The sequence below is a fragment of the Phaeobacter sp. BS52 genome (assembly GCF_045040595.1).
Taxonomy (GTDB): Bacteria; Pseudomonadota; Alphaproteobacteria; order Rhodobacterales; family Rhodobacteraceae; genus Phaeobacter; species Phaeobacter piscinae.
In genome coordinates this window covers 1361710-1383458 of sequence record NZ_CP090662.1, presented here as the reverse complement: position 1 = coordinate 1383458, position 21749 = coordinate 1361710, and the positions used below count along the sequence as shown (strand labels likewise).

General features: G+C 62.1%; 13 protein-coding genes and 4 pseudogenes. 6 read left to right on the top strand and 11 right to left on the bottom strand.

Going from position 1 to position 21749, the window contains the following annotated elements:
- The first annotated feature begins 24 nt into the window (after positions 1–24).
- Entirely contained in the window at positions 25–1467 is a 1443-nt protein-coding gene (gene xylB, locus L0Z65_RS06710; protein WP_405111850.1) for a xylulokinase, read from the top strand.
- Positions 1468–1991: 524 nt separating this feature from the next.
- Positions 1992–2612: a Hint domain-containing protein gene (locus L0Z65_RS06705; RefSeq protein WP_405111847.1), complete on the top strand. Its 621-nt coding sequence runs from the start codon at positions 1992–1994 to the stop codon at positions 2610–2612.
- Here L0Z65_RS06705 and L0Z65_RS06700 read toward each other — a convergent pair.
- From L0Z65_RS06700 to L0Z65_RS06675, 6 genes and pseudogenes are all read right to left on the bottom strand, one after another.
- Positions 2595–3221, bottom strand: a complete 627-nt coding sequence (locus tag L0Z65_RS06700; RefSeq protein ID WP_405111844.1) for an NTP transferase domain-containing protein — start codon at positions 3219–3221, stop codon at positions 2595–2597. The genes L0Z65_RS06705 and L0Z65_RS06700 overlap by 18 nt on opposite strands.
- A 245-nt stretch (positions 3222–3466) precedes the next feature.
- Positions 3467–5887 (bottom strand): annotated as a pseudogene (locus L0Z65_RS06695) (FAD-dependent oxidoreductase).
- A gap of 185 nt (positions 5888–6072) precedes the next feature.
- A pseudogene (locus tag L0Z65_RS06690) lies at positions 6073–7384 on the bottom strand (HlyC/CorC family transporter).
- 109 nt (positions 7385–7493) lie between these two features.
- Entirely contained in the window at positions 7494–8507 is a 1014-nt protein-coding gene (locus L0Z65_RS06685; protein ID WP_405111841.1) for a site-specific tyrosine recombinase XerD, read from the bottom strand.
- 33 nt (positions 8508–8540) lie between these two features.
- The gene (locus L0Z65_RS06680) at positions 8541–10268 is read right to left on the bottom strand and encodes a hypothetical protein (protein ID WP_405111838.1); all 1728 of its coding nucleotides are present in this window, start codon (positions 10266–10268) and stop codon (positions 8541–8543) included.
- Positions 10258–10407 carry a hypothetical protein gene (locus L0Z65_RS06675; protein WP_014874523.1) on the bottom strand — a complete coding sequence of 50 codons (150 nt, stop codon included), beginning with the start codon at positions 10405–10407 and terminating at the stop codon, positions 10258–10260. The genes L0Z65_RS06680 and L0Z65_RS06675 overlap by 11 nt, the downstream gene beginning before the upstream one ends.
- Positions 10408–10488: 81 nt before the next feature.
- On the opposite strand from L0Z65_RS06675, the gene L0Z65_RS06670 reads away from it, so the two are divergent.
- Both L0Z65_RS06670 and aroB read left to right on the top strand, forming a co-directional pair.
- Positions 10489–11079 (top strand): shikimate kinase, encoded by a 591-nt coding sequence (locus L0Z65_RS06670; protein WP_040168904.1) that lies wholly within the window; start codon positions 10489–10491, stop codon positions 11077–11079.
- 13 nt (positions 11080–11092) lie between these two features.
- Positions 11093–12221, top strand: a pseudogene (gene aroB / locus L0Z65_RS06665) (3-dehydroquinate synthase).
- Between the two features lie 79 nt (positions 12222–12300).
- Here aroB and L0Z65_RS06660 read toward each other — a convergent pair.
- Complete coding sequence (locus L0Z65_RS06660) at positions 12301–14601, bottom strand: methyl-accepting chemotaxis protein (protein ID WP_405111836.1); 2301 nt, start codon at positions 14599–14601, stop codon at positions 12301–12303.
- Positions 14602–14874: 273 nt separating this feature from the next.
- Positions 14875–15405, bottom strand: coding sequence for a single-stranded DNA-binding protein (gene ssb, locus L0Z65_RS06655; protein ID WP_405111833.1), 531 nt, complete (start codon positions 15403–15405; stop codon positions 14875–14877).
- 343 nt (positions 15406–15748) lie between these two features.
- Between ssb and L0Z65_RS06650 the strand changes: the two genes are divergently transcribed.
- Both L0Z65_RS06650 and L0Z65_RS06645 read left to right on the top strand, forming a co-directional pair.
- Positions 15749–16333, top strand: coding sequence for a lytic transglycosylase domain-containing protein (locus tag L0Z65_RS06650; RefSeq protein WP_024097408.1), 585 nt, complete (start codon positions 15749–15751; stop codon positions 16331–16333).
- 286 nt (positions 16334–16619) lie between these two features.
- Complete coding sequence (locus L0Z65_RS06645; protein WP_024097407.1) at positions 16620–16994, top strand: hypothetical protein; 375 nt, start codon at positions 16620–16622, stop codon at positions 16992–16994.
- A 46-nt stretch (positions 16995–17040) separates the two neighbouring features.
- On the opposite strand, the pseudogene L0Z65_RS06640 reads toward L0Z65_RS06645, so the two are convergent.
- The 3 genes and pseudogenes from L0Z65_RS06640 to L0Z65_RS06630 form a co-directional block, all read right to left on the bottom strand.
- Positions 17041–19129: pseudogene (locus tag L0Z65_RS06640) on the bottom strand (dipeptide ABC transporter ATP-binding protein).
- A gap of 96 nt (positions 19130–19225) precedes the next feature.
- Positions 19226–20668 carry an ABC transporter permease gene (locus L0Z65_RS06635; RefSeq protein ID WP_096871200.1) on the bottom strand — a complete coding sequence of 481 codons (1443 nt, stop codon included), beginning with the start codon at positions 20666–20668 and terminating at the stop codon, positions 19226–19228.
- Between the two features lie 14 nt (positions 20669–20682).
- Complete coding sequence (locus tag L0Z65_RS06630; RefSeq protein ID WP_096871201.1) at positions 20683–21735, bottom strand: ABC transporter permease; 1053 nt, start codon at positions 21733–21735, stop codon at positions 20683–20685.
- Positions 21736–21749 lie beyond the last annotated feature (14 nt).

Genomic DNA, 21749 nt, shown 5'->3' with positions numbered 1-21749 from the left:
GGGTAATCGGGAGAGGGGACAGACATGTATCTTGGTATTGATCTTGGCACATCGGGGCTGCGCGCGCTGATGACCGATGCAGGCGGCAAGCCTGTCGCCTCGGCAGAGGCGCAGTATGACGTGCAAACCCCCCATCCCGGCTGGTCGGAACAGGATCCCGGCGACTGGATCACCGCGCTGGATCGCGCGATAGACCAGCTGCGGGATACCCCCGGCTACGGAGACATTTGTGGCATTGCGGTTGCCGGTCATATGCATGGCGCGGTGTTGCTGGATGGTTTCGATCAGGTGCTGCGGCCCTGCATCCTGTGGAACGACACCCGTTCGGCCGCTGAGGCGGCTGAGCTGGATGCCGCAGAGATGGTCCGAGATCTAAGTGGTAATATCGTCTTTCCGGGTTTCACCGCGCCGAAACTTTTGTGGGTGCAGCGCCACGAGCCGGAGATTTTTGCCAAAACTGCCAAGGTTCTTCTGCCTGCGGCCTACCTGAACCTGCATCTCACGGGGTGGCATGTGGCGGATATGTCTGATAGCGCGGGGACGTCCTGGCTGGATGTGGGCGCGCGGGACTGGTCCGAACATCTGCTCAGCAGTGGACAGATGCGGCGTGATCAGATGCCGGATCTAGTGGAGGGCAGTGCCGCAGCGGGGCGCTTGCGTCCTGAACTGGCCGCTCGCTGGGGGCTGACCGGACCTGTCACGATTGCTGGGGGCGCAGGTGATAACGCGGCTGCCGCCTGCGGCACCGGCGTGATGACCGCGGGGCAGGGGTTTGTCTCGCTTGGCACCTCTGGTGTGGTGCTGACTGCGCGCGACGGGTTTCACCCCGATCCGGCCACGGCTGTGCACACCTTTTGCCATGCGATCCCGGAGCGCTGGTATCAGATGGGCGTTATGCTGTCGGCGACCGATTGCCTGAACTGGCTGGGCCGTATCACCGGGCGCAGCCCTGCGGAATTGACGGCAGGGCTTGGCGATCAGCTGCGGCCACCGGGGGAGGTGACATTCATGCCTTATCTCTCAGGTGAGCGGACGCCGCATAACTCGGCCAACCTGCGCGGCGGGTTTAACGGGCTGTCCATCGCCACCACGGCTGAGGATCTGGCGCGCGCAGTGATGGAAGGGGTCTCTTACGGTCTGCGCGACTGTCTAGAGGCATTGCGCCAGACCGGTGCGCAACTTGACAGTTGTCTGGTGATCGGCGGCGGCAGCAAATCCGCCTATTGGGTCAAGCTGCTGGCCACCATATTGGATCTGCCGCTGCAATTGCCCAAGGATGGGGAATTTGGCGCGGCCCTAGGCGCGGCCCGGCTGGCGCGACTGGCCGTCACCGGCGAGAACCCGGCCGAAGTGTTGACCGCACCGGAGCATGCGATGACCGTTCCGCCTGATCCGCAGCTGCGCGACAGCTATGAGGCAGGCTATGCCGCGTTTCGCAAACGCGGGGCTGAGTTGACCTTGCGGTAGCTTCGCGGCGGGTGCGAAACGTGCCGTGGGCCGCGAATCGGCGCCTCTGGCGTGGTTCACGACAAGTTGCCTTAAATTTTCCATATTGTTGCGCGTCGCGGGACAACCTCTGGTCAATTCTGACGGGCTGCGCAAACCGTCCGAGGCGATCTGTCGGAACAACTGCCGCTCAATTGTTCGCATTGGCGCAACAAAAAGCGGGCGTTGGCAGGCCCGCGCGGTGGATTTGGGCCGGATCAGGGCCAACGCAACCTTCGCGCGGAAACAATCACGCCCGCGCGCGCCTCAGAGAACTGCATGTCCCGCTTGGGGCTGGTCGGCGACGGGATGCTGATTAAGATTTTGTTCTTTTTTGGGCGCAGGGCGCTGCGTAGGATACCTTTAATGCTGCCACAGAATGCGTGGCGCTCTCTTCTACGCCGTGCCGACAGATGCGGTTCGATTTAATGACACCAAAGCAGGCTGATGGCCGGTTGCACGAGGTTTGCGACCGGTGGAGGCGGCTTTGGAACGGAGACTGCAACGTGCCCTGCTTCACGCCCGGAACAACCATTGCAACCCCCTATGGGGCCTGCGCCGTCGAGGATCTGAGCGTCGGCGACCGGGTGATGACCCGCGACAATGGTCTGCAGCCCATTCGCTGGATCGGGCAGCGGCAGCTGGACCGCACGGCCTTGCAGGGGGCGGCGCATTTGCAGCCGGTTCTGGTTGCGGAGGGGGCGCTTGGCAATGGAATGCCGCAGCGGGATCTGCTGCTCAGCCCCAACCACCGCGTGCTGATCACCAATGACAAGACGGCCTTCTATTTTGAGGGCCGCGAAATTCTGGTCGCGGCGAAACATCTGACCGGATTGTCCGGGGTGGATGCGGTGGAGACGTCGTCTATCGATTACATCCATTTTGTCTGTGCAGGCCATGAGGTGGTTTGTGCGGACGGGGCGTGGATCGAGTGCTTTCAGCTTAGCCGATCAATCCCAGCGCGGATTGGACCGGGCCCAGCGGGAGGAGGTGCTGATGCTGTTTCCCGAGTTGCAGGCGCAGCCATCCGCCATGGCAACATCAGCGGTTGGCTCTCCGCGCGGTGGCAAAGACGGGGTGCAGTGGTTCATCCACTGAGGCGGATCTTGTTATTCTGTCGACGTTGACTTGCGGGCCTGACGCCAGGCGGCCCAGGCCTCTGGCGTGTCCAGATCGGTGAGCGCATGGGACGCGGGCAAGGGGACCGGGCGGATGATCTCCCCCTGATGCTGCGCCGCCTTTAGGATTGCGCGCGCGCCCTGATCGCCGGTCAGCTGGCTGAGTGCGGTGAAGTATCGGCGCGGAAACACCACCGGGTGACCAAATGTCCCGTCGGCGCCGGTGGCGCGCAGGATCTGATCCGGGGAGGTCCTAGTCTGCGCCACCACCCGCGCAAGGTCTTTGGCCGTCAGCTCCGGCATATCTGCAGGCAGGATCATCACCGCATCGTAATCCCGGGAGCGCGCGCCGATGCCTGCGCGGATGGAGGCGGCCATGCCCTCCTCTGCGTCTGGCACATAAACAGGTCTGGTCCCTTGGCAGTGGTCGCGGATCACTGCGGCGCGGGGGTGGTCGGGGGTTGGCAGGGTGACATAGGTCATCGCTGCGCTTTGCGTTGCTGCCGCGCAGATCCGGGCCAGAAGCGGGGTGCCGTCAATCGGCTCCAGCAGCTTGTCGCGCCCCCGCATCCGGGAAGATCTTCCCGCAGCGAGGATGAGGGCGGCGATGGCGGTCATATCTGTCGCCTCCCCGGCGTTTGCTTGGGCTGTTGAATGCCTCCGGCGGGGTTATTTTGAGCCAGAAGCGGGGGCGGGTCCAGCAAAAGCGGCGGTAATAGGTCAGAGAGGCTGACGGGATGTTTCGCGTGCGAAACATTGGGGCCGATATATGCCCTAAGTGTTGCGTGCTATCAGCAGCTCAGCGCGCGCCGGGCACGCAACAGGGGCTGAGGTGGGTCAGCTTATCTGACCCACCTAGGGTATTAGCCGCGCATGCGGGCGCCGTCGGCGTCAAACAGCGGCGTCGTGATCAGCCGTGCGGCACGCAGTTTGCCGAGGATTTCGATTTCCACTTCCAGCCCATCCTGCGCCAGATCGCGGGGGATCAGGGCGAGGGCGATGGATTTCTGCGCGTGATGGGAATAGCCGCCGGAGGTGCAAAAGCCGACCACGGCGCCATCGTGCCAGATGGGTTCATATGCGGTGACATCGGCGTCCTCAGCTGCGACCTCAAAGGCGCAGAGCTGGCGGGCGGGGCCTGCGTCGCGTTCGGCCTCCGCCGCGGCACGGCCGATGAAATCGACATCTTTCTTGAAGGAAATGAAGCGATCGAGGCCGGTTTCCGCAGCGGTGTAATCGGGCGAGAACTCACTGAGCCAGGAGCCGAAGAATTTATCCAGACGCAGCGACATCATCGCGCGCATGCCAAAGGGTTTCATGCCGTGCGGCTGGCCTGCGGACCAGAGCGCATCCCAGAGCGCGCGTTGCGAGGGCAGGTCGCAATAGATTTCATAGCCCAGATCGCCGGTATAGCTGACCCGCTGCACAATGCAGACGGCCATACCCACCGTTATGCGGCGCACATCCATGAAACGCAGGTCGGAGATATCCTGACGGGTGCAGGCCTGCAGCACCTCACGTGCTTTGGGGCCTGCGATCTGGAAGCCGTTGCGGGTGTCGGAGATGTTTTCAAGGCTGATGCCGTCGTCCAGGTTCTGAAGGAACCAGCGCATGTGGTAGGCCTGCGATCCGTAGGAGGCGGTGAGCTGGAATTCTGTTTCCGAGAGGCAGGAAATGGTGAAGTCGCCGATCAGGCGACCCTTGGGCGACAGCATCGGGGTCAGCGACAGGCGGCCCGGCTGTGGCACCCGGCTTAGCCATGATGCGGTCAAGCCAGGCGCGCGCGCCTGCGCCCTTGATCAGGTACTTGCCGAAGTTGTGGACCTCGTTGATGCCCACGCTTTCGCGCACCGCCTTGACCTCGCGCGCGGTGGCGTCAAAGGCATTGGAGCGGCGGAAGGACGGGGTTTCATAGTGCGGCTCGTCCCCTTCGGCGAAGTAGTTCGGAACCTCCATGCCGTATTGCGCGCCCCAGACCGCGCCCATGCTGTCGAAGATGTCGTACATCGGGGTGGTGCGGAACGGACGGGCGGCGGGCAGCTCCTCGTTCGGGTAGGCGATGGAGAAGCGTTTCTGATAGTTTTCTATGACTTTCGGGCGGGTATAGCCCGGGGTGATCCAGTCGCCGAAGCGGGCGCAGTCCATCGCGAAAGTGTCGCGCTCGCACTCACCCTCAACCATCCACTGGGCCAGCATCAGGCCGACGCCGCCGCCCTGGGAGAAGCCGGCCATGACGGCGCAGGCGGACCAGTAGTTGCGCATCCCCGGCACCGGGCCGACCAGCGGGTTGCCGTCAGGGGCGAAGGTGAAGGGGCCGTGGATCACCGATTTGACGCCTGCGCGTTCCAGCGCCGGGAAGCGGTTGTAGGCAAAGGCGATGCTGTCTTCGATCTTGTCAAAGTCATCGGGCAGGAGTTCATGGCCGAAGTCCCACGGCGTGCCATCGACGGCCCAGGGTTTGCAGGGCTGTTCGTAGAATCCGATGCAAAGGCCGCGACCCTCTTGCCTGAGGTAGCTTTCGCCGGCGGGATCCATCACATGCGGATGCTCGCCGCCTGCGTCGATGATCCCGGCGATTTCCGGCACTTCATCGGTGACGATATACTGGTGTTCCATCGGGTGCAGCGGGAAGTAGACGCCCGCCATGGCGCCGACCTCGCGCGCCCAGAGCCCGCCAGCGTTGACGATGTGTTCGGCGTGGATTGTGCCCTTCTCGGTGACCACATCCCAGGTGCCATCGGGGCGCTGGTTGGTCTCCACCACCTTGCAGTGGGTTTCAATGGTGGCGCCGCCCATGCGCGCGGCCTTGGCATAGGCGTGGGTGGTGCCGGAGGGATCGAGGTGACCGTCGAGTGGGTCATACAGACCGCCGACAATGCCGTTGATATTGGTCACGGGGGCGATCTTCTTGATTTCCTCGGGGGAGACGATTTCCGTCTCCAGCCCCATGAAGCGATGTTTGGCGCGCTCTGCCTTCAGCATATCGAACCTTTCCTGGGTTTCGGCCAGGGTGACGCCGCCGACGTGGTGGAGGCCACAGGACATGCCGGTGATCTCTTCCAGCTCTTTGTATAGCTTGATCGTATAGCCCTGCAGCGCGGCCATATTGGTGTCGCCATTGAGGGTGTGGAAGCGCATGCGACGGCGTGCCAGGTGGAGCCGGAGGTGAGTTCGGAGCGTTCCAGCAGCATCACATCTGACCAACCCAGCTTGGTCAGGTGATAGAGCACCGAGCAACCCACAACGCCGCCGCCGATCACTGCTACCCGTGTTGTCGTCTTCATCTTGCATCCCCCACTGGCTATGTCGCTTCATTCTGGACATATGTGTTCAGTAGTCCAGTGAAATTGCGACATGCACGGTCGGGAATGGGCGCTCATGTGGTGATTTCGCGCTGCGATAGGCAAATACGACAGGGCCGCCGCCCGGCGGGGCAGCGGCCTTTGATCTGTCCGGCGCTGAGGCAGGATCAGTGCAGCGGGCGGATTTTCAGCTCGGTCACGCGGTTGCCCTCGCGGGCGGTGACCTCAAAGCGGAAGTTATGGAAGGAGAACACCTGTCCGACAATGGGGATGGTCTGGGCCTCATGGATGACCAGACCGGCAATCGTATTGGCCTCATCATCGGGCAGTGACCAGTCAGTGGCACGGTTGAGGTCGCGAATGGTGGTGGCGCCGTCAACGAGGTAGTTGCCATCGCTGGTCTTGGTGACGACGGTTTCCTCATCCGGGTCGAATTCATCGGTGATCTCGCCGACGATTTCTTCAAGAATGTCCTCCAGCGTGATCAGCCCCTGCAGGGTGCCGTATTCATCCACAACCAGCGCAAAATGGGTGCGGGCGCGCAGGAATTGGCGCATCTGATCATCCAGCGTGGTGGTTTCCGGCACGAAATACGGCGGCTTGGTCACGCTGGTGATGTTGAAGTTGCGCAGCAGGGAGGCATCGCCATCGGGGCCGCCGATCTGGGCGTACATCTCACGCAGGAGATCCTTGGCATGGAGCACGCCGATGATGTTCTCCGGCTCATCCTTGAACACTGGCAGGCGGGTGTGGGGCGAGGTCAGACATTGTTCGAGGATCTTCTGCGGGTCCAGATTGGCATCGACCATTTCGATATTGGAGCGGTGCAGCATGATTTCCTCAACAAAGCGGTCGGAGAGATCAAGCGCGCCGAGAATGCGGTCGCGGTCTTCCTTCTCGACGACGCCTTCGGAGTGGCCCAGATGCAGGGCACCGGCGATTTCCTCGCGCACGGCCATGATGTGGCTGTCGGGGTCAATCCGCACCCCGAACAGACGCAGGACGCCGCGCACCAGCAGGCGGACGGCCCCCACCACCGGGGCCAGCACCGTGACCAATACGCCAATCGGAGGCGCAACCGCGGCGGCAGCTTTTTCGGCATTGGAGATCGCGTAGGTCTTGGGCAGAACTTCGGCGAAGATCAGGACCAGAAGGGTCATCACCAGCGTCGCCAGCGCCACACCGCTTTCGCCGAGGGCACGGGTGAACAGCGCGGTGGCGAGCGAGGTGGCGAGGATATTCACCAGGTTGTTGCCGAGGAGGATCGAGCCAATCAGCCGTTCGCTATCCTCAGTGATGGCAAGCGCGCGTTTGGCGCCGTTGGAGCCCTTGTCGGCCTGGCTGCGCAGCTTGCCGCGCGAGGCGGCGGTGAGCGCGGTTTCAGAGCCGGAAAAGCAACCGGAGAGCACCAGCAGGAAGACAATCGCGCCGAGCGGTGGTCCAGAAGGTTGAATCGACAAAGGTCGTGGTGCTGTCCATCAGAGTCCCGAAAGAAATGTTGAGATCCCCATGGTTATGGGGTGCCTGCCGCGCTGTCGCAAGGGGGAGGTGCCGAGCTGTCGCACCTTGGGGCGATTATTGGGGATGATTAGTCTGTCGCGTCGTCGTCGCCCGGCTGCGGGGGGGTGTCTGATCCGGTGTCTTTGCGCGCCAGCGGGTGATGTTCCAGCACCAATTCACTCAGGCGGGCGTCCAGCACATGGGTGTAGATCTCCGTCGTGGCAATATCGGCGTGGCCCAGAAGCGCCTGAATGGCCCGCAGATCAGCGCCATTGGTCAACAGATGCGTGGCAAAGGCGTGGCGCAGAGTGTGCGGCGAGACAGCCTCGGGCGGGAGGCCACCGGTGACGGCAAACTCCTTGATCAGCAAATAAAACCGATGCCGGGTCAGATGGCCGGATTTGCCACGCGAGGGAAACAGGAAGCGCGAAGGGGCGGCGCCTTTGGCCACGGCGGCCTCCTCAGCGGCATCGCGCGTGGTGAGCCAGGCGGCCAGCGCGTCGCGGGCGGGGGGAGAGAGCGGCACCATCCGTTCCTTGCCGCCCTTGCCCAGCACCAGCAGCATACGGGGATCGCCGCGCGCGGCGGCGACGGGCAGGCCGACCAGTTCGCTCACGCGCATACCGGTGGCATAAAGCAGTTCCATCAGGCAGGTGTTGCGCAGCCGGTCGGCGGTGCTGCGCCCGGATTGGCGCGCCGCATCCAGAAGCCGGTCGACCTCGATCACTTCCAGCGTTTTGGGCAGCGTCTTTTTGCGGCCCGGTCCCTTGATCTGGATGGCGGGGTTGTCGCTGCGCCAGCCCTCGTCGAAGGCGAAACGGTAGATCTGTTTGATTGCGGAGAGGCGGCGGGCGCGGGTAGCGCGCGCCAGCCCTTCGGCGTCGCAGGCGATCAGATAGGCTTCTATATCATCGCGGGAGGCGCTGCCAAAGGCGCGGTTTTTATGCGCAAGCCAACTGGCCACATCCTTCAGGTCGCGACCATAGGCCAGCAGCGTATTGCGCGCCGCACCAAGATCGGCGGCCTGCGCATCCAGAAAGGTGGCGATCCATTGCAGATCATCCTGCGGGGCGTTGGCTGGCTGGGCGATGGGTGGGGTCATGGCTGGGGGTGTTTCATGTCATGCCGGGGACCGTCAACGGTGGTCCAGCAACAACAGCTGAAGCGCGGCGCGGCGGGCGGTATCCTCCAGCCCGACAGCGCGGAAGGTGGCCAGCGCATCGGTCAGATCGCCAAGATTGCCGTCCGCCCCTTGTGCAAAGAGCTGCATCGCGCGCAGGATCGACTCACCCAGCTGGCCGTTGTCGAGCAGCCGTTGCAATTTGCGCGGCGCGGCACTATCGGCAGCAAAGGCGGCGGCGATGGCCTGTTCGACACCGTTCCGGGCCAGCTCCTGCGTGGGCACCCCCTGCGCCACGGCGGCAACAAAGGCGCTGCGTCCCTGCGACGGGGGCGGGCTGTGAGAGGCGGTTTCATAGGTTGGGGCGAGCAGGCGAATGCGCCAGGCCAGATTGGCCGCCTGACCCTCCAGCGGGATGCGCGCCAGCTGATCGGCAAAGAGATCGGCAAAGGCGGTTTCGATCTGTGCCGCCTGCATGGCGCGCCAGACCTTGGGCAGGGTTTTGCTGACCGCTTCGGCGCTGCCGGTTTCCAGTGCGGTTTCAAAGCGTTGCAGTGCTGCAACCCGGTCCCAGATACCGCCGGAGGCCGCGGGGCTGCGTTCGGTATAAAGACCGAGCAGGTGATTGGGGTTCAGCGCTCCGATCCGGGTCAGCCGCTCTGCCGCCTCAAGCTGGGCCTTCCAGCCGGCGATGTCGCGCAGATCCGCCGCCGCGAAGGCGCGCGGCAGGTTGCTGGTGGGGCGACGCTCTCCGATGGTTTCATAGAGACGGAAGGTCAGCGGGTCCGGGGATTTTGGCGCGCGCAGCGGCGGTGCATCCTCAAACACATCGGGGTTCAGGAACCGGTCAAGTAGGTCGAGCTGGCGGCTGTCCACCAGCTCCAGCGCGTGAGCGGCCTCCAGCAGCAGCGCGGCGGTGGGCCAATCGCCAAGCCGGGCGGCACAGAAGATCCGGGAGGCATAATCCGGCGCCAGATGCGGCCGATCCTGTAGCGCGCTGCAGGCCTGCTGCTCGTCTCCGGTCAAGAGGGTAGCGTCAAACCAGCGTTTGAAACGTGCCTTGCTGCGGGTGGGGCCCGCCTGTTCGGCCAGTGCCTGTGCGGGGTCCGGCGCGCCCAGATCCATCAGCCGGTCCAGCCGTGCCAGCAACAGGGTTTCGCCGCCCTCAACCGGCGGGCGGGTCTCCGACAGCAGCAAGGTGAACATCAGCGACTGCATCGCCGGGGATTTGCGCACCGGGACGGAGGCCAGCAGCGTGGCGAGCGCCTCGGCGTTGCTGCCGCGCCAGAGGTCGACCGGCAGGCCGGTGGAGGCTGGTTTGACCAGACCAACCGGCGCCACAAGGCTGGCCAGCGGGGTGACGGTCACCTCCGGGCGGCGGGCGGAACCTGCGACGGGTGGTTCCAGCAGGACGGTGCCGGGCAGCCCTGCATCGGGCGCCGGTGTGGCCAACCAGTCGATGGCGGCGAGCGGGTCGTCGGGTTTGGCTGTACCGCTGCCCGCACGGGGGGTGTTGCGGCTGGTCGCCGCGCCGGGCGGGCCGGATTGCGCCACAGGTGAGGCCGCAGGAGCGGCTGGCGTCTGGGCGGTGGCCGTCGCAGCAAACCCGGACGTCGCGACGCCAAGCCCCAGCGCCAGCACGTGTTTCATCAGATGATTGGGCCGTGGGGCTGCGCTGGCAGAGGTGCTGCGCGCAAGCGGAGCTGCCGGAGCCGACTCACCCCGCCGCTGTCTAGTCGGCATTCAGAACCACCGGTTTGCGGACCTCTGCGGTGGGGGCGTCGAAATCCGCCCCGAACCACGGTCCCACATAGGCATAGATCACCAGACCGATCGCTGCCAGAACAACTAAATAAAGGAAGTATTTGATCAATCGCCCCATGGATGTCCCGCTCACTGCTTCTTTGGCTTTTGTGCAAGTTATATATGGCCTTTTTAGCAATATCACGTCATTCACTGAAGAATGAGCGAAAAAGAGCAAACACTCAGTGGCGCGGGTGACCGCCGGGTGCCCGGTGCGCTGAAAAAAACCATCGTGATGGTGGGCATGATGGGGGCAGGGAAGACGGCGGTGGGCCGTGCCCTGGCGGCCCGTCTGAAGGCCCCGTTTCTGGACAGTGACCATGAAATCGAGGCTGCGGCCAACCGCACGATTCCCGAAATCTTTGCCCGCGATGGCGAGCCGTTCTTTCGACAGAAGGAGCGTCAGGTGATCCGGCGGCTGCTGGATGAGGAACGCGGTGTGCTGTCTACGGGTGGTGGCGCGTTTCTGGCGGCGGAAAACCGTCAGATCATCTCGGAGCGCGGCGTGGCGATCTGGCTGAATGCCGACCTTGAGGTGCTGTGGAACCGGGTGAAACATCGCGACACCCGGCCGCTGCTGCGCACTGAGGATCCCCATGCGACGCTGTCGGCGCTTTATCATGATCGGGTGCCCTATTATGCGCAGGCGGATCTGACGGTGCAGTCGGATGGGCAGGCGTCGATTGATGAAATGGTAAACCGGGTTGTCGAGGCGCTGCGCGCCCGCCCGGATGTGCTTGAGTGGGTGTGACGGAGTGGGTGTGATGGAGCAGGCAATGCTGGAACGCAGCGTGCATGTGGCGCTGGGAGCGCGCGCATATGATGTGGTGATCGGGCCGGATCTGCTGGCGGATGCCGGCGCGCGTCTGAAACCGATGCTGCGCCGTCCAAAGGTGGCGGTGCTGACCGATGAAACCGTGGCGGCGCATCACCTCGAGGGGTTGCGCGCAGGCCTGGCGACCGCCGGGATCGAGATGGCGGCGCTGGCGCTGCCGCCGGGGGAGAGCACCAAGGCCTGGCCGCAGTTCAGCCGCGCGGTGGAATGGCTGCTGGCGCAGAAAGTGGAGCGCGGCGATATTGTCATCGCCTTTGGCGGCGGTGTGATTGGCGATCTTGCAGGCTTTGCGGCGGCGGTGCTGCGGCGCGGGGTGCGGTTCGTGCAGATCCCGACGTCCCTGCTGGCGCAGGTGGACAGCTCCGTGGGCGGCAAGACCGGCATCAACGCGCCGCAGGGCAAGAACCTGATCGGCGCCTTTCACCAGCCCTCGCTGGTGCTGGCGGATACAGCGCTGCTGGGTACGCTGACCCCGCGCGATTTTCTGGCTGAGCTATGGCGAGGTGGTGAAATACGGGCTGCTTGGCGATGCGGAGTTCTTTGACTGGCTGGAGGCGCAAGGCCCGGCGCTGGCGGCGGGTGACATGGCAGCGCGGGTCGAGGCGGTGACACGCTCGGTGCAGATGAAGGCCGACGTTGTGGTGCGCGATGAGACCGAGCAGGGCGACCGTGCGCTGTTGAACCTTGGCCACACCTTCTGCCATGCGCTGGAGGCGGCAACGGGCTATAGCGACCGGTTGTTGCATGGCGAGGGGGTCGCGATCGGCTGTGCGCTGGCGTTTGAGCTGTCGGCGCGGCTGGGGCTGTGCAGCCAGGAGGATCCAAGCCGGGTGCGGGCCCATCTAAAGGCGATGGGCATGAAGACCGACCTCGCGGATATTCCGGGCGAGCTGCCGGATGCCGAGGCGCTGCTGGCGCTGATGGGGCAGGACAAGAAGGTGGTCGACGGTCAGCTGCGCTTTATCCTCGCACGTGGCATCGGTCAGGCCTTTGTCAGCGGGGATGTCCCGCAAGCGGCAGTGCTGGATGTGCTGCGGGACGCATTGGCCGCGAAATAGTCGCCTACCCCGCAACGGTCCCCGCAGTTTGAGACAACGGCGGAGCCAATGTCTGCCAAGGCGCGCAGTTTATAGCCTGTTACATGACAGGAGCCCCCGCAGAGCGCGAGGGCTTTTGTCGTTTGTCGTGATCGGGGAAAGAGGACCTCAGGCCACCCAGGATTCTGTCGTCCGGAGTGTCGAAACTGCCCTCATTGGAAACATCCGATGCGCCGTCGCCGGTGGCCTGCATCTGTGCCTCCATCTCAGCATCGTGCGCCATCTCTTCCGCTGTCGAGGAGGTGGCGGGACCGTCCAGCTGGAAGGCGCCGATCATGGTATTCAACTCACGCGCCTGCTGGAACAGCTGGGTGGCGGAGGCGGTGGTTTCCTCGGTCATGGCGGCATTGGTTTGGGTCATCTGCTCCATCTCGCCGACGGCGTGATTGACCTCGCTCAGCTGTGAGGATTGGGCATCCAACCCCCTGGCGATGGAGACGATCAGCTCGGAAATCGCGCTCACCTGCGTGCTGACATCGGCCATCGCCGTTCCGGCGGAGCCGACGAGGGTGGAGCCGGTGTTGACCTGAGATGAGCTGCGGGCGGTGATTTCATCGATTTGCGACACCGCATCGGAGCAGCGCTGCGCCAGTCGCTGCACTTCGCTGGCGACAACGGCGAAACCACGACCGGCTTCTCCGGCGCGAGCGGCCTCAACCCCGGCGTTGAGGGCCAGGAGGTTGGTCTGGAAGGCGATATCCTCAATCACCTTGGTGATCTGGGAAATCTCATCCGAGGAGGTGCGGATCTCCTCCATCGCGGTCACCGTCTTCTGTACGATTTCTTCGCAATCGTTGACCTTGTCCTGAGTGGTGCCTGCGATGGTCTCGGCGTCCTTGGCGTTGCGGGCGGATTCACCGACGCTGGTGGTGATCTCGTTCATCGCTTGGGTGGAGCGTTCCAGCGCGGCGGCCTGCGATTCTGTCCGGCGGGACAGGTCATCCATGTTGGCGGCGATCGTCTGGCTGTCATCCCCGACCGACAAGGCCGCGCTACGAACGGTGCCCATAGCGTCCTGCAGTGACTGAGCCAGATCGTTGAAATCCATCCGCAGGCTTTTGAAATCCTCGGGGAAGTCATCGTCCAGCCGATAGACAAGCACCTTGTGGCTGAGCTGGCTCAGCGCCTCAGCAATTGCGTCGGAGACCTGTTTCTGCTCTGCCATGGCCTGATCAAGCTGCTCGTCGGCTGCGCGTTTCTCCAAGGCGTGCCCCCGCAGCGTTTCGGCCTTCTGTGCGATGCTGCCGATTTCATCTTTGCGGGACTTTCCGGAGATGGTGACATCCAGATCACCAGAGCTGATTTGTTCGAGGGCAGTGGTTACCATGCGCACACCGTTGGCAATATCACGGGCGATCAACAGTGCGCCAATGCTGATCAATAGGAGGATCACCGATAGAGCGGTCAGCGTCTGGTAAAAGGCGTTTTTGTTATAGGTATCGAACGCCTGAAAATCATGCATCAGGCCCTCTCGAATTTCGGTTTCCACTGAATGGACCATTCCGATGGCATCCGTTGCAATCTGGAACCAAGCTTCCGGGGTGATGGTCGAGTCCTCGGTGCCTTCCAAGATGGCGTTCCGGAGCTGGGCGAACCGCTGATAGACATCGCCCTCGGCCCGGCTATCGTAGAGATGGACGCTTTTGCTGTCTGACAGTTCGTGAAAGACACGTATTCTTTCTTCTGATTGCAAAACAGCCATAGCCATGCGGGAGCGCAACTGATCTGTCCAGCCGGAAGTAAAGCCAACGGCGCCGATTGCGCGCTGAATGCCATAGGCATCTTTGGACATCTGGAAATAGGTGAGCGCCATCGCGCGTTCCGCCAATTCGGTATCGTGCACCAACACTTCGAAAGCGAGGGCCGTTTCCAGAAGGTGAAGGTTCAGCTTGGTGTAGAACGCGACCATTTTCTGGGCACTAATGCTGCGATTGTCGACCTGGGTGCGAATATCATCCATCGCCTTCAATTCATCATGGGCGAGCTCGACAAAGATGCGGGTGTTTTCATGAAGCCGTGACAAATCGGCGTTTTCGATTACTTCCAACATGTGGAGGCGCAGATCCTGTGCCGTCTGCCGCTGGGCTTTCAACGTCTGCGGGAGGGCAGTCCCATTACCGGTCAAAAACGCCGCAGACATGCCACGCTCGAGCTGCAGATTATGCACCAGATCACCAGCGGTGAGCATTATGTCTTGCGTCAGCGTGGTATCAAAGCTGGCGCGTTTGTTCAGCGTGTACAATACCGCCGCGGACATCCCGATGATAATCAGGAGAGGCAGTCCTACAAGCGTGAGGATTTTGGTCCGGATGGACATATGCTGTAACAGGCGGGTGATCATACTCGGCGCTCCGGCGTAACGTTATTACTCCGCAAAACGCTAAGTTTGAGATCCTAATAGACTGTGTATTTGAAGCGGCCTTGAGCGTTTAAAATAGAAGATGCATTCAAAATACGCATATTCTAAAGGTAAGTGACGCTGCGGAAGGCGCTGGGTTTGTCCGTCTTAGAAATCAGTGCTTTGCACTAAAAAAGTGCAGGCCCTGGCGGGCCTGCACTTTTTTGATGTGTTCTTATCGGAGCGTTACCGCTCGGATGAAAAAACGATTCGTCCTTAGAACGGGATCTCGTCATCGTCGATGTTATGTGACGCGCCGCCTGGGTTGCCGCCGCCAAAGCCACCGCCCTGACTGCCGCCACCCTGACCGCTGTCGTAGCCACCGCCGCCGCCACCATAGCCACCGCCGCTGCCACCGCCGTAGCTACCACCGCCACCGCCCTGGCCGCCGTCATTGCGACCATCGAGCATGGTCAGCGTGCCGCCGATGCCCTGCAGGACGACCTCGGTTGAATAGCGGTCCTGGCCGCTCTGGTCCTGCCATTTGCGGGTCTGCAACTGGCCTTCGATATAGACCTTGGAGCCTTTGCGCAGGTACTGCTCTGCCACGCGCACCAGACCTTCGGAGAAGATCGCAACCGAATGCCATTCGGTTTTCTCGCGCCGCTCGCCGGTGTTGCGGTCTTTCCAGGTTTCCGAGGTGGCGATCCGCAGGTTGCAGACCTTGCCGCCGTTCTGGAAACTGCGCACTTCGGGATCACGGCCGAGGTTGCCGATCAGGATTACTTTGTTGACTGAGCCTGCCATGGGTCTGTCCTCTTGGTCTGGTCTTTACTGAGGCGCGAAATTCCGCAGTGCGGGAGGTGTCAGACATCCCATACAGCGGTTTCAGCGTGCCCCGTTGGGGTATGAACTCTCTCCGGTCCGAATCTGGTCGCGCCGGGTTGGCGGCTACAGTACCGCCCAAGGTCGCCACATGAAAGTCGGCTGGCCCGGATATCTGGGGTCATCCACAGATTTTGCGCAGGTGCGCCGTGGGGCAGGGCGGTGGCGGACGGGAATATGCGAAGGTGCTTTTCTTTTTAGTCAATCCGGCTATAGTTTCGCGCAATCAAGGACAGGGAAACCGGGGCGGGACAAGGCGTTTTTAATGCGTAAACTGTTGGTGGGGGTTGCGGTGACCGGGGTTCTTTCGGGTCAGGTTGCAACTGCGGATATGTTCAGCACAAAGAGCCAGCGCAAGCTGTTTGCCTCTCAGGCGCGGGTGTTGGATGAACGGGCGTCTGGGCAATATAAAAACTCAATCCGCCTGCAGCCGCCGACCATTCACACACCGTCGAAATACGGCAGCCTTCCCTATAGTGGCAAATACCGCGGCAAATATCTGAATGTCGCGCGGGCAGCGGCGCAGAAACATGGCGTGCCCGAAGATCTGTTCCTGCGACTGGTGCAGCAGGAGAGCGGCTGGAACCCGACGGCCAAATCCCACAAGGGCGCATTAGGACTGGCGCAGCTGATGCCCGCCACAGCGAAGGCGCTTGGCGTGGATGCCTCTGACCCTAAACAGAACTTGGAAGGCGGCGCGCGGTATCTGGCGCGGCAATACCGCAAGTTCGGTTCCTGGCGGTTGGCGCTGGCAGCGTATAACGCAGGCCCAGAGGCGGTGCGCAAACACGGCGGCGTGCCGCCCTACCGCGAAACCCAGAATTACGTGAAGAAGATCTGGGGCAGCTGACAGCGGCGCTGCCAGACTGCTACGGAAACAGGCATATATCTGGCGGGAGACGTGTGATCCCCTGCGTGCAGATCTGTGGTTCCAAGCTGTCCTGATGCGGCGGGCGCTTTTTCTGATGATCGCTGATCTTTTGCCGTCGTTTCGGCAGCGCATTGCCGATTGCGCCGGGGATCGGCGTTAATCTGCTGATAATCTTCCTTAATGCCGCGTTAACTCCGCCTGTCTGCCAGAAAGTTGCCTTAATCTCTTGGCACCTAGTGGGAAGCTTCAGAAGAGGAATATCCCGGTGTCTTTCAAACGCTTTGACGAACGTCTTACCCAGATGCAGTGGCAGCCCCAGTCCGGCCCGTCACCACAGATCGTTGACAGCGTGATGGCTGACCGCCCGCCGTTGGCTGTGCGTGGGGTGGAATTTACTTTGGCGGGCGCCATCTTGGGGATTCTGATCGGTGTTGGCCTGAAGGGGATTTATACCCCCGGCGCGCCCTGGGGGCCGAATACCGGTCTGACCGGCCTGCTGATCGGTGGTGCGTCTATGGCTGGCGCGGGCCTGTCACTGGCACTGGCTGCGTATGCCGTGCTGCGCCGTCATGACATGCCGCGCCTGATGCAGTTTGCGTCGATGAACCTGCTGATCATCGTGATGCTGCTGCTGGGATAACTCCGCCAGCAGCCCCGGTTCAGGACAGGTCAAGCAGCGCCGCCGATCACTCGGCGGCGATTTTTATGACCGGTTCCATCTGGGCCAGATCTGCATCGCTGAGGTGGCATTTCACCTGATGGCCGCCTGCGAGGGTGCGCACCGGGGGCACCTCTGCCTCACAGAGGTTGCTTAGCCACTTTGGATTTCCAGCGACAGCGGGTCTGGAACGGGCAGCCGGGCGGCGGGTTCATCGCCGATGGGATATCGCCCTCCAGCACGATGTGGCGTTTCTCAACCGACGTATCGGCGATCGGCACCGCGCTCAGCAGTGCCTCGGTATAGGGGTGGTAGGGCGGGGCAAAAACCTGATCGGTGGTGCCCAGCTCGACCACATGGCCCAGATACATCACCATCACCCGGTCGCTGAGATAGCGCACGATGCTGAGGTCATGGGAGATGAACAGCAGCGTTGTCTTCTCCTTGCGCTGGATTTCCATCAGCAGATCGGTCACCGCCGCCTGCACCGACACATCCAGCGCCGAGACCGGTTCATCGGCCACCACAATACGCGCGCCACCGGCGAAGGCGCGGGCAATGCCGACGCGCTGTTTCTGCCCGCCTGACAGCTGCCGTGGCATCCGGTCGGCAAAGGCGCGCGGCAGTTTCACCAGATCCAGCAGCTCCAGCATGCGCTCCTTGCGCGCGGCGGTGCTGTCGCCGATGCCAAAGATCTCCAGCGCCCGCATGATCTGCCGGCCCACGGTCATCGACGGGTTCAGCGTGTCAAACGGGTTCTGGAACACCATCTGCACATCCGACACCGTGCGGGTGTCGCGCTGTTCAATCGGGGTGGTTTCGATGTTCTTGCCATCCAGCTGGATGGCGCCCGCGGTTGCTGTCTCCAATCCCATCAGCACCTTGGCGAAGGTGGATTTGCCGCAGCCGCTCTCGCCGACTATGGCGAGCGTCTCGCTTTCGCGGGCCTCAAAACTGAGGGTTTCATTGGCCTTCACCACCTTGCGCGCACCGCTGTCAAACAGCGCATTGGCGGAGACCTCATAATATTTGCGCAGCGCGTCGATTTTGAGAACGACCTCGCCAACTTCGGGTTTTTCCTTCTGCTCACCAACTGTGATCGGCGCGTTCCAGTCGATTTCATCATGGCGCAGGCAGCGGGTGTGATGGCGGTCATTGCCATGCACGGGCACCATCGGAATGTCCTGCGCATCGCAACGCCCGGCCTCGAAGTAATCGCAGCGCGGGCCAAAGTTGCAGCCGGGCGGGCGCTCATGCGGGAGCGGGAAATTACCGGGGATCGCCACCAGCGGGCGGGCGTTTTTATCCGCGCCCGGCAGCGGGATGGAGCGGAACAGCGCCTGCGTATAGGGGTGCTGCATCTCGTCAAACACATCATGAATGGAGCCGCGCTCCACCGCTTCGCCGGAATACATCACGCAGAGCCGGTCGCAGGTTTCCAGCACCAGACCAAGGTTGTGGGAGATGAACAGCATCGAGGTGCCGTATTTCTTGCCCAGATCCTTGACCAGCTCGACCACGGCGGCCTCCACGGTCACATCCAGCGCGGTGGTCGGCTCATCCAGGATCAGCAGGGCGGGTTTTGACATCAGCGCCATGGCGATCACGATGCGCTGCTGCTGACCGCCGGACAGCTGATGCGGGAAGGAATTGAGCATCCGTTCGGGATCAGGCAGGCGCACATCGGTGACCACCTCAAGGGCTCGTCTGTAGGCCTCTTCCTTGCTGACGCCCTCATGGATCATCGGCACTTCCATCAGCTGTTTGCCGATCTTCATCGCCGGGTTGAGCGAGGCCATCGGCTCCTGATAGATCATCGCGATCTCATTGCCGCGCACGTCGCGCAGCTCGTCCGCCGACATCTCCGCCAGATCGCGCCCCTTGAACTTGATCGAGCCGCCAACAATGCGGCCGTTCTTGCCGAGGTCCTGCATCACACCCAGCGCCACGGTGGATTTGCCGCAGCCGCTTTCACCGACCAGTCCCACGGCCTCGCCGGGCATCACTGAGACGGAGAAATCCATCACCGCAGGAATTTCCCGCAGCCGGGTAAAGAAGGAAATCGACAGTTTGTCGATTTCCAGAATCGGGCCGTCATACTCTGCGAGTTTGTTCATCTTGGTCTCCCTGGAGGGCTGGTTGATGCCTAAGAGGCATCTTCTGGCTCCAAATATCTCGGGGGTCCGGGGGCAGCGCCCCCGGAGAGGGTCATATCAGTCGCGCAGGCTTTCTTCGCGCAGGCCATCCGCCAGCAGGTTGAGGCCCAGAACAAGGCTCAGCAGCGCCAGCGCCGGTGGCAGCGGCGGATGCAGATAGATCGACAACAGCTTACGCCCGTCATTGATCGTGCTGCCCCAGTCCGGGCTTTCCGGCGGCAGCCCCAGCCCAAAGAAGCCCAAGGTTCCGAGGAGGATGGTGGTATAGCCGATGCGCAGGCAGAAATCGACGATCAGCGGGCCACGGGCATTGGGCAGGATTTCCCAGAGCATGATGTACCACGGGCGCTCCCCCCGGGTCTGGGCGGCGGCAACATAGTCGCGGGTTTTGATATCCATGGTCAGACCGCGCACGATGCGGAACACTGTGGGCGAATTCACAAAGACCACGGAGACAAAGACCACGAGAATACCGCCGGGCACGTCAAAGAGATCCAGCGGCCAGAAGGTGATCTTCGACCCGGGTTCATTGATCAGCGACAGATAGGCGAGGAGACCGGGGACCAGCACAATGGTCAGCCAGATGGCATTATGTTGCGGGCGGGTGCGAAAGCGTGAATGGATCAGCACCGCAACAAAGATCAGCGGGAAGGCAAAGAGCACCACGGCGATATATTGCGGCAGCCCGGTTTCGATGATCTCCGGCGTGACCAGCAGGTAGAACAGCAGGATCACCGGGAAGGCGAGGATCAGGTTGGCAAGGAAGGACAGAACCGTGTCCCATAGGCCGCCGTAATACCCCGCAGGCAGCCCCAGCGTGATCCCCACCATAAAGGCAAAGAGCGTCGCCAGCGGCGCGATCTGCACCACCACCCAGGCGCCATCAATCAGGCGGCTGAACACATCGCGCGCCAGATTGTCACCGCCAAGCAGATACCAGGCCGCGATGCCTGCATCGGCTTCGGCACCCGGCAGCGGGGTGCCGGGCAGTTTGTTCTTGAGGCCGGAAATCTGCGCCAGCGGGTCATGCGGTGCGATCAGATCCATCGCGCCAAGTACCCCGGTAAAGACCCAGAACATCACCAGCGCAAAGCCGATCATGCCGATGGGGCTATCAAACAGTTTCCCGTAGAGACCCAGCCGCCGCTTGAAGGTGATGGAGACAGCAAAAAGCGCGATCAATGCACTCCACACCGGCAAGAGCAACTGCGCCATGGCACCAACGATGCCACCGGAGGCGCCGAAGATGATGCCAAACAGAATGTAGATGACGATCAGCCCGATCACCGCGAGAAAACTGTAGCGCACGGCGATACCGGCCAGCACATCCGGCGTTGTGGCGAGACTGGCGCTACGGTGGGCGTTCACTGCCATTGTGGGGCTTGTGGTCACAATGCTGAGCACAAGCCAGGCGATCACAGAGGCGGCAAGCGCCACCAGGGCAAGCATCAGCACAGGGGTGAGAAAAGAGAGGCTCCCGGTCCAGCTGAGAGGGTCCATAGTGCGTTCCTCCTTCAGGAAATCCGGATGCGGGGGTTGAGATAGACATAGCCGATATCGGAGATCAGCTGGGTGAGCAGCACCACGACCACGGAGACCACGGAAATGCCGAGGAGCAGTTCGATGTCATTGTTGCCTGCCGCCTCCACCAGGGCCCAGCCGAAGCCTTTGTAGTTGAACAGCGTCTCCACGATTACCACACCATTCAGCAGCCATGGGAACTGCAGCATTATTACGGTGAAGGGGGCAATCAATGCGTTGCGCAGGGCGTGGCGCATGACAATCTTCGGAAAGCTCACGCCCTTCAGCCGGGCAGTGCGGATATATTGCGCGGTCATCACCTCGGTCATGGAGGCGCGGGTCATCCGGGCGATATAGCCGATCCCATAAAGGGCGATGGTCAGCACCGGCAGGAAGAAATTCTCAAAATTGGCATCGGTCATCGCAGATGTCGCCGTGCCCTTGAACCATTTCAAGCCAACCGCAGAGGAGGTGAAGATCGCCATGAAAATCACGCCGGAGACATATTCCGGGGTGGCGGTCGTCAGGATGGAGGCGGTGGAGAGCGACCGGTCGGTGACAGAGCCTTCGCGCATACCGGCCAGAACACCGATCAGCAGCGCCGAGGGCACCATCAGGATCAGCACCCACATCATCAGAAAACCGGTATTGGCAAGGCGCGTTGCTATGATCGAACTGACGTCGTCCTTGAAAACACTCGAATACCCCCAATCGCCCTGAAGAATGCCACAAAAACGCGGCAAAGTTCCGGCCTCCTCGGGGGATTTGATGCCCGTGATGCAGCGCCCGGAAACGCCTTCATCTGTAACCGTGGTCCAGCCCGGCAGTACCCCCAACCATTGACCGTACTTCACCGGCATCGGTTGCATGTACCCTTCTTTCTCCAGCCAAGTGGCGACGGCTTCGTCCGACATGCGGAAGTTGCCCTGCGTCTTGGCGAGTTTTTCAAGGTTCGGATAGAGATTGGTGAGAATGAACACGATGAAGGTCAAGCAGAGCGCCGTCAGGATCATGATCCCGACACGCCTGAGGATGAACAGTCCCATGGAATGCTCCCGTT